This window comes from Streptomyces sp. NPDC050416, from assembly GCF_044458845.1.
Classification (GTDB): Bacteria; Actinomycetota; Actinomycetes; order Streptomycetales; family Streptomycetaceae; genus Streptomyces.
In genome coordinates this window covers 416,947-429,517 of sequence record NZ_JBITII010000002.1, presented here as the reverse complement: position 1 = coordinate 429,517, position 12,571 = coordinate 416,947, and the positions used below count along the sequence as shown (strand labels likewise).

At 72.4% G+C, this 12,571-nt stretch carries 12 protein-coding genes; 6 read left to right on the top strand and 6 right to left on the bottom strand.

Features of this window, described 5'->3' with window-relative positions; all coding sequences use genetic code 11:
• Positions 1–37 precede the first annotated feature (37 nt).
• Complete coding sequence (locus tag ACIBL4_RS06975) at positions 38–1,813, bottom strand: acetyl/propionyl/methylcrotonyl-CoA carboxylase subunit alpha (protein WP_399407255.1); 1,776 nt, start codon at positions 1,811–1,813, stop codon at positions 38–40.
• A 344-nt stretch (positions 1,814–2,157) separates the two neighbouring features.
• Here ACIBL4_RS06975 and ACIBL4_RS06970 point away from each other — a divergent pair, with 344 nt between their 5' ends.
• Positions 2,158–2,637: a hypothetical protein gene (locus tag ACIBL4_RS06970; RefSeq protein WP_399407253.1), complete on the top strand. Its 480-nt coding sequence runs from the start codon at positions 2,158–2,160 to the stop codon at positions 2,635–2,637.
• On the opposite strand, the gene ACIBL4_RS06965 is transcribed toward ACIBL4_RS06970, so the two are convergent.
• The 4 genes from ACIBL4_RS06965 to ACIBL4_RS06950 all read right to left on the bottom strand — a co-directional run bounded on the left by ACIBL4_RS06965 (position 2,606) and on the right by ACIBL4_RS06950 (position 5,335).
• Positions 2,606–3,226, bottom strand: coding sequence for a Maf family protein (locus ACIBL4_RS06965; RefSeq protein WP_399407251.1), 621 nt, complete (start codon positions 3,224–3,226; stop codon positions 2,606–2,608). The two genes, ACIBL4_RS06970 and ACIBL4_RS06965, sit on opposite strands and share 32 nt — an antisense overlap.
• A 32-nt stretch (positions 3,227–3,258) precedes the next feature.
• On the bottom strand, positions 3,259–3,387 hold the full coding sequence (gene mmpB / locus ACIBL4_RS06960; protein ID WP_142160211.1) for a morphogenic membrane protein MmpB: 129 nt from the start codon (positions 3,385–3,387) through the stop codon (positions 3,259–3,261).
• A gap of 112 nt (positions 3,388–3,499) precedes the next feature.
• Complete coding sequence (locus tag ACIBL4_RS06955; protein WP_086605521.1) at positions 3,500–3,709, bottom strand: acyl-CoA carboxylase epsilon subunit; 210 nt, start codon at positions 3,707–3,709, stop codon at positions 3,500–3,502.
• Between the two features lie 24 nt (positions 3,710–3,733).
• Positions 3,734–5,335: an acyl-CoA carboxylase subunit beta gene (locus ACIBL4_RS06950; protein ID WP_399407248.1), complete on the bottom strand. Its 1,602-nt coding sequence runs from the start codon at positions 5,333–5,335 to the stop codon at positions 3,734–3,736.
• A 110-nt stretch (positions 5,336–5,445) separates the two neighbouring features.
• Between ACIBL4_RS06950 and ACIBL4_RS06945 the strand changes: the two genes are divergently transcribed.
• Both ACIBL4_RS06945 and ACIBL4_RS06940 read left to right on the top strand, forming a co-directional pair.
• Positions 5,446–6,312 (top strand): biotin--[acetyl-CoA-carboxylase] ligase, encoded by an 867-nt coding sequence (locus ACIBL4_RS06945; RefSeq protein WP_399407246.1) that lies wholly within the window; start codon positions 5,446–5,448, stop codon positions 6,310–6,312.
• A 325-nt stretch (positions 6,313–6,637) separates the two neighbouring features.
• The gene (locus ACIBL4_RS06940; protein ID WP_399407244.1) at positions 6,638–7,741 is read left to right on the top strand and encodes an adenylate/guanylate cyclase domain-containing protein; all 1,104 of its coding nucleotides are present in this window, start codon (positions 6,638–6,640) and stop codon (positions 7,739–7,741) included.
• Between the two features lie 30 nt (positions 7,742–7,771).
• Here ACIBL4_RS06940 and ACIBL4_RS06935 read toward each other — a convergent pair whose 3' ends face one another.
• Positions 7,772–8,404 (bottom strand): hypothetical protein, encoded by a 633-nt coding sequence (locus ACIBL4_RS06935; protein ID WP_399407242.1) that lies wholly within the window; start codon positions 8,402–8,404, stop codon positions 7,772–7,774.
• Between the two features lie 215 nt (positions 8,405–8,619).
• Between ACIBL4_RS06935 and ACIBL4_RS06930 the strand changes: the two genes are divergently transcribed.
• The 3 genes from ACIBL4_RS06930 to hutH all read left to right on the top strand — a co-directional run bounded on the left by ACIBL4_RS06930 (position 8,620) and on the right by hutH (position 12,531).
• The gene (locus ACIBL4_RS06930; protein WP_399407240.1) at positions 8,620–9,420 is read left to right on the top strand and encodes an enoyl-CoA hydratase/isomerase family protein; all 801 of its coding nucleotides are present in this window, start codon (positions 8,620–8,622) and stop codon (positions 9,418–9,420) included.
• A 293-nt stretch (positions 9,421–9,713) separates the two neighbouring features.
• Positions 9,714–10,865, top strand: a complete 1,152-nt coding sequence (locus ACIBL4_RS06925) for a diguanylate cyclase domain-containing protein (RefSeq protein ID WP_399407238.1) — start codon at positions 9,714–9,716, stop codon at positions 10,863–10,865.
• Positions 10,866–10,962: 97 nt separating this feature from the next.
• Complete coding sequence (gene hutH, locus ACIBL4_RS06920) at positions 10,963–12,531, top strand: histidine ammonia-lyase (RefSeq protein ID WP_399408110.1); 1,569 nt, start codon at positions 10,963–10,965, stop codon at positions 12,529–12,531.
• Positions 12,532–12,571: the final 40 nt, after the last annotated feature.

Here is a 12,571-nt window from a genome sequence, read left to right as displayed (position 1 = left end):
CCGGGGCCGCGCCGTAGGTGTTGTCCGTGCTGCCCGGTCAGTCCTTGATCTCGCAGATCGGTGCGCCCGACGTGACCGACGTGCCGATTTCCGCGCTGAGGCCCTTGATCGTGCCGGACTTGTGCGCGTTCAGGGGCTGTTCCATCTTCATGGCCTCGAGGACGACGACCAGGTCGCCCTCCTTGACCTCCTGGCCCTCCTCCACCGCGACCTTGACGATCGTGCCCTGCATCGGGGAGGCGAGGGTGTCGCCGGAGGCGGCGGGGCCCGACTTCTTCGCCGCGCGGCGCTTGGGCTTGGCCCCGGCCGCGAGGCCCGTGCGGGCCAGGGACATGCCCAGGGACGCCGGGAGGGAGACCTCGAGGCGCTTGCCGCCGACCTCGACGACCACCGTCTCGCGGCCCGGCTCCTCGTCCGCCTCCAGGGCGTCCCCGGCCGCCGCGAACGGCTTGATCTCGTTGACGAACTCCGTCTCGATCCAGCGGGTGTGGACCGTGAACGGGTCGGACGAGCCGGTGAGCTCAGGCGCGAACGCCGGGTCCTTCACCACCGCGCGGTGGAACGGGATCGCCGTCGCCATGCCCTCGACCTGGAACTCCTCCAGGGCCCGCGCGGCCCGCTCCAGCGCCTCCTTGCGCGTGCGGCCGGTGACGATCAGCTTGGCCAGCAGCGAGTCCCACGCCGGGCCGATGACCGCCCCGGACTCCACGCCCGCGTCCAGCCGGACACCCGGGCCGGACGGCGGGGCGAACGTCGTGACCGTGCCGGGGGCCGGCAGGAAGTTGCGGCCAGGGTCCTCGCCGTTGATGCGGAACTCGAAGGAGTGCCCCCGCAGCGCCGGGTCGTCGTAGCCGAGCTCCTCGCCGTCGGCGATGCGGAACATCTCGCGGACGAGGTCGATGCCGGCGACCTCCTCGGTGACCGGGTGCTCCACCTGCAGGCGGGTGTTGACCTCCAGGAAGGAGATCGTGCCGTCGTTGCCGACGAGGAACTCGACCGTGCCGGCGCCGACGTAACCGGCCTCCTTCAGGATCGCCTTGGAGGACGAGTACAGCTCGGCGATCTGCTCGTCGGAGAGGAAGGGGGCGGGGGCCTCCTCGACCAGCTTCTGGTGGCGGCGCTGGAGGGAGCAGTCACGGGTGGAGACGACGACCACGTTGCCGTGCTGGTCGGCCAGGCACTGGGTCTCCACGTGCCGCGGCTTGTCGAGGTAGCGCTCGACGAAGCACTCGCCCCGGCCGAAGGCGGCGACGGCCTCGCGGACCGCCGAGTCGTACAGCTCCGGGACCTCTTCGAGCGTGCGCGCGACCTTCAGGCCGCGGCCACCGCCACCGAACGCCGCCTTGATGGCGATCGGCAGACCGTGCTGCTCGGCGAAGGCGACGACCTCCTCCGCACCGGACACCGGGTCGGGCGTGCCCGCAACCAGCGGGGCGCCCGCGCGCTGCGCGATGTGCCGGGCGGCGACCTTGTCGCCCAGGTCGCGGATGGCCTGCGGGGGCGGGCCGATCCAGATCAGGCCCGCGTCCAGGACCGCCTGCGCGAACTCCGCGTTCTCCGAGAGGAATCCGTAGCCGGGGTGGATCGCGTCCGCGCCCGACTCGCGGGCGGCCTTCAGCACCTTCTCGATGTCGAGGTAGCTGGTGCCCGGCGTGTCACCGCCCAGGGCGAACGCCTCATCCGCGGCGCGGACATGCAGAGCGTCCCGGTCCGGGTCGGCGTAGACAGCAACGCTCGCGATGCCGGCATCCCGGCAGGCCCGGGCCACACGGACAGCGATTTCGCCACGGTTGGCGATGAGCACCTTGCGCACGATGAGGCTCCCTCCTTGAAACAAGCCGAGTTTAGGGACTGCCGACACGGCACTTCGACCCGTCCCCAGTGGTGAGCTTGCCCACACGGAGCGTGATGCGAGGCTCGCTCGACTCGCGAAATCCCTTGTCGCACCGCGGTACGCAGTACTCCTCCGGGAAACCCTAGCCCTCCCCTGTGGTCAAGGTCTCTGTCACCACGTGCTGCGGGCCACTCGGTTTCTTTGTGGAGTCCCTACGAATGGCCCAATGATTCTTTGCCCGCCGCAGAACCCTTGTCCCAGGGTTTACTCGTTAGTAGCGTTCGCGATGTCTCGAACGTACTAGGGGTAAGTGGGTGGGCCCGGTGGTGCGCAGGCCGGTGGCGTGGATCGTTGCGGTGGTGCTGTTCGGTGAGGCGTTCGGCATCGCCGCGCTGAACTGGTTCCTCGGCGTCGTCGTCGACCGGCAGGACATGTCCCTGGCCGGGCTCGACCCGCACATGATGTCCGTGTCGTCGAAGATCGGCGGGATCGCCTTCGGCCTCTACTTCGGGCTGTGCGGCCTGGCCGCCCTGCTGGTGGCGCTGCGGAACCGGCCCCCGGCGGGCTTCGGGCGGGTGCTGATGATCAGTGCCGCGGTCGTGCACGGGCTGCTCGGCGCGTTCACCTGGGGGCTCGTGGGCTGGCCCGCGTTCCTGTTCATGGTGCTGGTGCTCGGCCTGATCGTGCTGCTGCTGATGACGTACGACCGGCCGGCGGCCGAGCCCGCCGGCGCCGCGCCCCAGGACGGTGCGGGCGGCGACGGCTCCCCGGTCACTTCCCCGCCGGCTCCCACAACTCCGTGATGCCGACGCCCAGTTCGGCGAGGAGTCGCCGGACGAGGGGCAGGCTGATGCCGATCACGTTGCCGTGGTCGCCGTCGATGCCGTCGATGAACGGGGCCGAGCGGCCGTCCAGCGTGAAGGCCCCGGCGACGTAGAGGGGTTCGCCGGAGGCGACGTAGGCGGCGATCTCCTCGTCCGTGGGCTCGCCGAAGTGAACGACGGTGGACGCGGTGGCGGAGGTGTAGCGGCCGGAGAGCGTGTCGTAGACGCAGTGGCCGGTCTGCAGAGTTCCGGCGCGTCCGCGCATCGCCTTCCAGCGGGCGGTGGCCTCCTCGGCGTCCTCGGGCTTGCCGAGGGCCCGGCCGTCCAGGTCGAGCACCGAGTCGCAGCCGATCACGATCGCGCCCTTGGCCTCGGGCCGGGCCGCCACGACGGAGGCCTTCGCCTCGGCGAGGGCGAGCGCCAGTTCGGCGGGGGTGGGTGCGGTGACGGCGTCCTCGTCGACGCCGCTCACGATCACCTCGGGGGCGAGACCGGCCTGGCGGAGCAGCCCGAGCCGGGCGGGGGACTGGGAGGCGAGGACGAGTCGCCTGCGGCGCTGAGCAGTCATGCCGTCAGGTTAGTCACCTGATGGAGGTCGGCTCACCTCACCCCGATCACGATCATCGCGAGCACCATGGCCAGGGCCAGGAGAACGCTCAGCCGCCGCAGCATGTCCTGCATGTCACGCAGTTCTTCGGGCGGTTCGTTCTCGGGGTCGGACCACAGCATGAGACCAGCGTGCGGCCTGGCAGGGCGGGGCGCCTGAGTAGGGGTACTCATATTGGCGCCCCGCGCTGTTGCCCAGTGCGCGGTTCCCCCGCGCCCCTGAAGAAAGCCGATCTCACCCTGGCCAATAGGTGCGGCCCCAGGCCGCCGGCCCCGGCTGGGGCAGGCGGTGGGCCGCGATGCGGGACGGGTCGGACCAGGAGTCGCGGGTGTCCGGCGCGCCGGGCGGCGTCGCTGCCGCCGCCGCGGCGCGGGCCCTGACCACCGCCAGGGCGGCGGCCAGCTCCTCGGGGGTCGGGTTGCCCCGTACGACCTTGATCGTCATGTGGGTCTCCTGGGCTCGCCGGGACTAGAGGGGGATGTTGCCGTGCTTCTTCGGAGGCAGGGATTCCCGCTTCGTCCGCAGTTGACGCAGGCCTCGTACGACGTGCCGGCGGGTGTCGGACGGCAGGATCACCGCGTCGATGTAGCCGCGCTCGGCCGCGACGTAGGGGTTGAGGAGGGCGTCCTCGTACTCCTGGATCAGCCGGGCCCGGACCGCCTCCAGGTCCTCGCCGTTCGCCTCGGCCTCGGCGATCGTGCGGCGGTGCAGGATGTTGACCGCGCCCTGGGCGCCCATGACGGCGATCTGGGCGGTGGGCCAGGCGAGGTTGAGATCGGCACCCAGGTGCTTGGAGCCCATGACGTCGTAGGCGCCGCCGAAGGCCTTGCGGGTGATGATCGTGATGAGCGGGACGGTCGCCTCGGCGTAGGCGTAGATCAGCTTGGCGCCGCGCCGGATGATGCCGTCGTGCTCCTGGCCGACGCCGGGCAGGAAGCCGGGGACGTCGACGAAGGTGAGGACCGGGACGTTGAAGGCGTCGCAGGTGCGCACGAAGCGGGCGGCCTTCTCGCTGGCCTTGATGTCCAGGCATCCGGCGAGCTGCGTCGGCTGGTTGGCGACGATGCCGACCGGGTGGCCTTCGACCCGCCCGAAGCCGGTGACGATGTTCGGCGCGTACAGCGGCTGCGTCTCGAAGAACTCGGCGTCGTCCAGGACGTGCTCGATCACCGCGTGCATGTCGTACGGCTGGTTCGCGCTGTCCGGGACGATCACGTCCAGCTCGCGGTCCTCGTCGGTGACCTCGAGGTCGGCCTCCTCGGGGAAGGCCGGCGGCTCGGAGAGGTTGTTGGACGGCAGGTACGACAGCAACTGCTTGATGTACTCGATGGCGTCCTTCTCGTCGCCCGCCATGTGGTGGGCGACGCCGGACGTCGAATTGTGGGTCCTGGCCCCGCCCAGCTCCTCGAAGCCGACGTCCTCGCCGGTGACGGTCTTGATGACGTCGGGTCCGGTGATGAACATGTGCGAGGTCTGGTCGACCATGACCGTGAAGTCGGTGATGGCGGGGGAGTAGACGGCCCCGCCCGCGCACGGGCCGACGACCAGGCTGATCTGCGGGATGACGCCCGACGCGTGGGTGTTGCGGCGGAAGATCTCGCCGTAGGCACCGAGGGAGGCGACGCCCTCCTGGATCCGGGCACCGCCGGAGTCGTTGATGCCGATGACCGGGCAGCCGGTCTTCAGGGCGAAGTCCATGACCTTGACGATCTTCTGCCCGTAGACCTCGCCGAGGGCCCCGCCGAAGACGGTGAAGTCCTGGGAGAACACGGCGACGGGGCGGCCGTCGACGGTGCCGTATCCGGTGACGACCCCGTCCCCGTACGGCCGGTTCTTGTCGAGGCCGAAGTTGGTGGAGCGGTGCCGGGCGAACTCGTCGAGCTCGACGAAGGAACCCTCGTCGAGCAGGAGCTCGATCCGTTCACGGGCCGTCAGCTTGCCCTTGGCGTGCTGCTTCTCGACGGCGCGTGCGGAGCCGGCGTGCGTCGCTTCTTCGATGCGGCGCTGGAGATCCGCGAGCTTGCCCGCGGTCGTGTGAATGTCAGGCTGCTGCTCTTCCGGCTCGGACATCGGGATCTGGCTCCCTGCCTGCTCAAAAGGGGGGACGGTTACTCATCCGTAGACTAGTGGGGTGCCTCCGCATCGGCAGTGCGGCGTTTACCACACCTAGGGTGGCTTGCATGACGCCGCGAGATGCATCAGAGCCGAACGGTAGCCGTTGGTCGGACCTGGACCGTCCGCCCCTCAACATCACCGCCCTGCGCCGGGGCTTGGTGCATGAGGGAGGGCTGTGGTCGGAAGTCGACCTGGTGCAGCGCACCAGCTCCACGAACTCCGACCTGGTGGCCCGGGCCGCCGAGGGCAGCGCAGCCGAGGGCGCGGTGCTCGTCGCCGAGGAGCAGACGGCCGGGCGCGGGCGTCTCGACCGCCAGTGGACGGCGCCGCCCCGCTCCGGCCTGTTCTTCTCCGTGCTGCTCACGCCGGGCGAGGTGCCCGTGGAACGGTGGGGGTGGCTGCCGCTGCTCACGGGAGTCGCGGTGGCGACGGGGTTGTCGCGGGCGGCGGGTGTCGACACGGCGCTGAAGTGGCCGAACGACCTGCTGGTCACCGTGCGGGGCGAGGAGCGCAAGGCCGGGGGGATCCTGGCGGAGCGGGCCGGTGACGGCGGGGTCGTCATCGGGGTCGGTATCAACGTCACGCTGAAGGAGGACGAGCTGCCGGTGCCCACGGCGGGGTCCCTGGTGCTGGCCGGGGCCGTGAGCACGGACCGGGATCCGTTGCTGCGGGGGGTGCTGCGGGCTCTGGAGGAGTGGTACGGGAAGTGGCGTGCGGCCGGGGGTGACGCGGGTGCGTGCGGGTTGCTGGAGGCGTACGCGGCGGGGTGCGCGACGCTCGGCAGGAAAGTGCGGGCGGAGTTGCCGGGGGATCGGGCCCTGGTGGGGGAAGCGGTTGCGGTGGACGGGGACGGGCGGTTGGTGCTGGCGACGGGGGAGGGGGTGCAGGAGCCTGTGGGCGCGGGGGACATCGTGCACCTGAGGCCTGCTTGAGCCGGGGTGGGATGGGTGCGCAACCCGGCGCCGCGGGGTGCCGCTGCGCCCACCCGTGCCGCCCCAGCGGCACGACTGCCCGCAGCTGGGCGGATCGATCAGCACACCCAGCCCGTCCGGCGATTGAGGACGAGGCCGCGCAGGCCGATCGGGGGTTCAGGGGGCGAAGCCCCCTGGGGACGGTGGGGCAGCGCCGGGTGCCTCGGACACGCCGGGTCCCTCACCTCACCCCCCGGCTGAACCTGACGGAGTGAGCTGGCGCACACCTGCCGTAGAGTTGAGGCCGGTCGATACATGACCGTGACAGATCGGAAGGGCAGCACGCGTGACCGTCGACGACTCGGGTTCCGGCGAGGACGCGCAGGGCGCCGACTCCGGCGAGGATCCGCTCGCCCTGCGCCTCGAAGGGCTCATCCTGGGCGCCGAGCGCCGCTACACCCCGTTCCAGGCGGCCCGCAGCGCCGGCGTCTCCATGGAACTGGCCTCCCGCTTCTGGCGGGCCATGGGCTTCGCCGACATCGGCCAGGCCAAGGCCCTCACAGAGGCGGACGTCCTCGCGCTGCGACGCCTCGCCGGTCTCGTCGAGGCGGGGCTGCTGAGCGAGGCGATGGCCGTACAGGTGGCCCGGTCCACCGGGCAGACCACCGCGCGGCTCGCCGAATGGCAGATCGACTCCTTCCTGGAGGGGCTGACCGAGCCGCCCGAGCCGGGCATGACGCGCACCGAGGTGACGTACCCGATCGTCGAGCTGCTCCTGCCCGAGCTGGAGGAGTTCCTGGTCTACGTCTGGCGCCGGCAGCTCGCAGCCTCGGCCGGACGGGTCGTGCAGGCCGCCGACGACGAGGAGATGGTGGACCGGCGGCTCGCGGTCGGCTTCGCCGATCTCGTCGGGTTCACGCGGCTGACCCGCCGGATGGAGGAGGAGGAGCTCGGCGAGCTGGTCGAGGCGTTCGAGACCACCGCCGCCGACCTGGTCGCCGCGAACGGCGGCCGGCTGATCAAGACCCTCGGCGACGAGGTGCTGTACGCCGCCGACGACGCGGGTGTGGCCGCCGAGATCGCCCTGCGGCTGATCGAGACCATGGCGCACGACGATACGATGCCGGAGCTGCGCGTCGGCATGGCGTTCGGCACGGTGACCACCCGTATGGGTGATGTGTTCGGTACGACCGTGAACCTGGCCTCCCGGCTCACCTCGATAGCTCCGAAGGACGCCGTCCTCGTCGACACCGCCTTCGCCGAGGAGCTGATCCGCACGCAGGACGCCCCGTCGTCGGAGGCGGAGGCGGCCGAGGAGGCCGCGGCTGCGGAGAAGGAGGGCGAGGAGCCGCCGACGTACCGGTTCGCGTTGCAGCCGATGTGGCAGCGGCCGGTGCGTGGCCTGGGCGTCGTGGAGCCGTGGCTGCTCACGCGGCGGGACGGCGGCTGACGAGGCCGGCGCGGCCGACCGCAGGGCCGCTCAGTCCAGCGGGTCCACGCACACCCCGATGACCGGCACGCACAGGCCCGGATCCTGCGGTTTCTTCGGCTTCTCGGGCTCGGGTGCCGGGGTGGGTGTGGTCCGGCTCGACGGTGAGGGCTTGGTCGGGGCCGGGCGGGGGGCCTCGCCCCTGGCCGTCGGTGCCGGGGGGTTCGTGGTGTCGGGGATGGTCGTGGACCGGGGAGTCGGGGGCGTATCCGCGCGGCGGGTGTCGACGGACATGGACGCCGCCGGGGCGGGCGAGGCGGTGACCGGGCCGCGGGTGCCCGGTGACGGGGGCAGGCCGCCCAGGGCGGTGGGTGACGAGGGGCTCGCCTCGGGGGTGGCGGGAGCGGTGGCGGCGGTGTTCGTCGCCTCGTCCGTGCCGGTCGTGACCGGGTCCGGGCGGGGCTCGGCCTCGACCGTGCCGACGCTGTCCGTGCCGGGGCCGGAGGTCAGGCGTACGAGGCTCAGGGCGCCGGCCGCCAGGGCGAGACCGCCGGCGGCGAGCAGGGCCTTGCGGGGGCGGGGTTTGCGGTGGCGGCCGCCTCGGGCGCGGGGTGGTAAGGAGTCGGTTTCCCCCGGTGCTCCGGTGTCCCGCTGCGGCATCGCCGGCTTGTTCGTCGTCGTCATGGTCCCTCCCCGGTACGCACGCGCCCCCAGTGCGCCGTGGCGGATGCACGTTATGCGCTCCCATGGGCGATCGGACCGGAGTTGGGGTGATGTCACTCGAACGGGTGGGCGGGGTCGTGGTGCGGGAACCGGACGCGTCCGCTCTTTCGCGGGTCGGGTGGGGCTGCGATGATCGGAGCGGTCATGTAGTTAACCCGCGTTAACCGGAGGGTGTCATGAGTGAGGAACGGTTCGGGGAGTTCGTGCTGGTGCGGCGGCATGAGCAGGGGCATGTCGCGGAACTCGTCCTCGACCGGCCCAAGGCCATGAACGCGGTGTCGACGGAGATGGCGCGGTCCGTCGCCGGGGCGTGCGCGGCGCTGGGCGAGGACCGGGACGTACGGGTGGTCGTCCTGACCTCGTCGCACGAGCGGGCGTTCTGTGTCGGGGCCGATCTGAAGGAGCGGAACTCGTTCAGCGACGCGGAGCTGCTGCGGCAGCGGCCCGTCGCGCGGGGGGCGTACACCGGAGTGCTGGAGCTGCCGGTGCCGACGGTGGCGGCGGTGCACGGGTTCGCGCTGGGGGGCGGGTTCGAGCTGGCGCTGGCGTGTGACGTGATCGTGGCGGACCGGACCGCGGTGGTGGGGCTGCCGGAGGTGTCGGTGGGGGTGATTCCCGGCGGTGGGGGGACACAGCTGCTGCCGCGGCGGGTGGGGGCGGCGCGGGCGGCCGAGCTGATCTTCTCTGCGCGGCGGGTGGAGGCCGTCGAGGCGGGGGAGTTGGGGCTGGTGGATCAGGTGGTGGAGGAGGGGCGGGACCGGGAATCGGCGCTGGAGCTGGCTGCTCGGATCGCCGGGAACTCGCCTGTGGGATTGCGGGCGGCGAAGCGGGCGTTGCGGTTGGGGCAGGGGCTGGATCTGCGGGCCGGGCTCGAGGTGGAGGACGCGGCCTGGCGGGCTGTGGCGTTCTCGGGGGATCGGGCGGAGGGGGTCGCTGCGTTCAATGAGAAGCGGCGGCCTCAGTGGCCGGGGGAGTGATCTGAGGGTCGGTTCCCGGGTGCTCGGCGTTGGTGCTGGGGCGGGGTGGGTCCGCAGCCCGGCGGTGTGGGGTGCCGCTGCGCCCGCCCGTGCCGCCCTGGGGGTACCTCCCAGGCCCTTGAGGCACTGGGGGAGGCACGACCGCCCGCAGCTCAGCGGGGCCGGCTGCCCGCAGCTGAGCGGGGCGGACCGCCCGCAGCCGGGCGGGGCCGCGTCCGCAGCGGAGCGGCGTGCCGCTCCCCGTTCGCGCCGTCAACCGGACCAAATGGCTGGAAACTGCCTAGCCTGGGGTGATGGGTGAGGACAGACGGCTCGCGGCTGTCGTCGCGTTGGCTCAGGGGATGGCGGCCACGCACGGGTTGCATGAGGCGTGGCGTGCGGCGGCGGTCGGAGCGTGCCGGGCGCTGGGCGGGAGCTTTGCCGCGCTGTCGGTGTGGGAGCGGGAGCTCGGGCGGCTGAAGGTCCTCGTGAACGTCGGTGAGCTGGCCGAGGGGGAGGAGGAGTTCCCGGAGGACGAGTCCTACCCGGTGCACCAGTTCGCGGAGATCACCGAGTTCCTGCACGAGCAGTGGGCCGGTGGCGGGGAGCCGGACGCCTGGGTGGAGACCGCCGAGGGGCCCGCCGCAGGGCGGCGTCCCGGGTACTGCCATCAGCGCGTGGCCGCCCTGCGCCGCCGGGGCCGCGGCTGCTGCGTGGTCGCGCCCATCGTGCTGCACGGCCGGGCCTGGGGCGAGCTGTACGTCGCGCGGCCGGTCGGGGAGCCCGTCTTCGAGCGGGGCGACGCCGACTTCGCCACCGTCCTGGCCGCCGTCGTCGCCGCCGGCATCGCCCAGACCGAGCGGCTGGAGGAGGCCCGGCGCCTCGCGTTCACCGACGCGCTGACGGGGCTCGCCAACCGCCGTGCCGTCGACGTACACCTGGAGCAGGCGATCGAGCGGCACCGCAGGGAGGGAGCCGTCGTCAGCCTCGTCGTCTGCGATCTGAACGGGCTCAAGCGGGTCAACGACACCCACGGGCACGCCGCCGGCGACCGGCTCCTGGAGCGTTTCGGCTCCGTGCTGTCGCTGTGCGGGGCCATGCTGCCGGGGGCCCTGGCGGCACGGCTCGGCGGGGACGAGTTCTGTCTGCTCGCGGTCGGGTCGCCCGCCGACCAGGTCGTCAAGGCGGCCGGTGAACTGTGCCGGCGGGCAGCGGAGTTGGAGTTCGGGGACGGCGTGGCCTGCGGCGTGGCGTCCACCGAGGACCCGATCGGTCCGGTGCGCTCGGCGCGGAGGCTGTTCCGGCTCGCCGACGCGGCCCAGTACCGGGCGAAGGCCGAGCGGGCCACGCGGCCGGTCGTCGCCGGGCGGGCCGGGCCCGACGACCCCGTCGTGCGGCTCGCGGACGAGCCGTCCCAGGAGGCCGACTCCGAGCGCCGGCGCTTCCGGGGGCGGCATGCGCCGTAGGGACAGCGAGCCGTGCGTGTGACGTATCGGTAAGGGGTGAACCGGGGCCCCAGTGGTGACATCATCGAATTCACTGCGTACGCTCCTGAATATGGATATGCACACTGTGGTGGTGGGGACGTCCGGGGTGACCGCGTCCGACGTGCTCGCCGTGGCGCGCGGCGGCGCCCGCGTCCAGCTCTCCGAGGAGGCGCTGGCCGCCCTCGCCGCGGCCCGCGAGATCGTGGACGCGCTGGCGGCCAAGCCGGACCCCGTGTACGGCGTGAGCACCGGCTTCGGTGCCCTGGCGACCCGGCACATCAGCCCGGAGCTGCGCGCGCAGCTGCAGCGCAACATCGTCCGCTCGCACGCCGCCGGCATGGGGCCGAGGGTGGAGCGGGACGTCGTACGGGCCCTGATGTTCCTGCGGCTGAAGACCGTCTGCTCCGGGCACACCGGCGTACGGCCCGAGGTCGCGCAGACCATGGCCGACCTCCTCAACGCCGGTATCACCCCGGTCGTGCACGAGTACGGCTCCCTCGGCTGCTCCGGCGACCTCGCCCCGCTGTCCCACTGCGCGCTCGCGCTCATGGGTGAGGGTGACGCCGAGGGCCCCAACGGTGTCGTGCGCCCGGCCGCCGAACTGCTCGCCGCGCACGGCATCCAGCCGGTCGAACTGCGCGAGAAGGAAGGCCTCGCCCTTCTCAACGGCACCGACGGCATGCTCGGCATGCTGGTCATGGCCCTGGCCGACCTGGACGTGCTCTACCGGTCCGCCGATGTCACGGCCGCGCTGTCGCTGGAGGCCCTGCTCGGCACCGACAAGGTCCTCGCCCCCGAGCTGCACGCCATCCGGCCGCACCCGGGGCAGGCCGCCAGTGCCGCCAACATGCTGGCCGTGCTGAGGGGTTCGGGCCTGACCGGGCATCACCAGGACGACGCGCCGCGCGTACAGGACGCCTACTCGGTGCGCTGCGCCCCGCAGGTCGCCGGGGCCGGGCGGGACACCATGGCCCACGCCCGGCTGGTCGCCGACCGTGAGCTGGCCGCCGCGGTGGACAACCCGGTCGTGCTGCCTGGGGGAACCTCCCAGGCTTTCGGCACTGGGGGAGGGCGTGTGGAGTCCAACGGCAACTTCCATGGCGCGCCGGTCGCCTACGTCCTGGACTTCCTCGCCGTCGCCGTCGCCGACCTCGGCTCCATCGCCGAGCGGCGCACCGACCGGCTGCTCGACAAGAACCGCAGCCACGGCCTGCCGCCGTTCCTCGCCGACGACGCCGGTGTGGACTCGGGCCTGATGATCGCTCAGTACACCCAGGCCGCGCTGGTGAGCGAGCTGAAGCGGCTCGCCGTGCCGGCGTCCGCCGACTCCATCCCGTCCTCCGCCATGCAGGAGGACCACGTCTCGATGGGCTGGTCGGCGGCGCGCAAGCTGCGCACGGCCGTCGACAACCTCACCCGGGTCCTGGCCGTCGAGCTGTACGCCGCCACGCGCGCGATCGAACTGCGCGAGGGGCTGACCCCGGCGCCCGCGACGCGGGCGGTCATCGAAGCCCTGCGGGAAGCGGGAGTCCAGGGTCCGGGGCCGGACCGGTTCCTGGCGCCCGACCTGGCCGCGGCGGACGCGTTCGTGCGCGACGGGCGGCTGCTGGCCGCGGTGGAGGCGGTCACCGGCCCGCTTCAGTAGACGCCCTCGGGTGAAGAGAAGGCCGCCCGGGGCCCGCCAC

Excerpts from the sequence above, each read along its gene's own strand:
- ACIBL4_RS06965 (WP_399407251.1), bottom strand. The coding sequence starts at position 3,226 with ATGACTGCTCAGCGCCGCAGGCGACTCGTCCTCGCCTCCCAGTCCCCC.
- mmpB (WP_142160211.1), bottom strand. The coding sequence starts at position 3,387 with ATGCTGTGGTCCGACCCCGAGAACGAACCGCCCGAAGAACTGCGTGAC.
- ACIBL4_RS06955 (WP_086605521.1), bottom strand. The coding sequence starts at position 3,709 with ATGACGATCAAGGTCGTACGGGGCAACCCGACCCCCGAGGAGCTGGCC.
- ACIBL4_RS06950 (WP_399407248.1), bottom strand. The coding sequence starts at position 5,335 with ATGTCCGAGCCGGAAGAGCAGCAGCCTGACATTCACACGACCGCGGGC.
- ACIBL4_RS06945 (WP_399407246.1), top strand. The coding sequence starts at position 5,446 with ATGACGCCGCGAGATGCATCAGAGCCGAACGGTAGCCGTTGGTCGGAC.
- ACIBL4_RS06935 (WP_399407242.1), bottom strand. The coding sequence starts at position 8,404 with ATGACGACGACGAACAAGCCGGCGATGCCGCAGCGGGACACCGGAGCA.
- ACIBL4_RS06930 (WP_399407240.1), top strand. The coding sequence starts at position 8,620 with ATGAGTGAGGAACGGTTCGGGGAGTTCGTGCTGGTGCGGCGGCATGAG.
- ACIBL4_RS06925 (WP_399407238.1), top strand. The coding sequence starts at position 9,714 with ATGGGTGAGGACAGACGGCTCGCGGCTGTCGTCGCGTTGGCTCAGGGG.
- hutH (WP_399408110.1), top strand. The coding sequence starts at position 10,963 with ATGCACACTGTGGTGGTGGGGACGTCCGGGGTGACCGCGTCCGACGTG.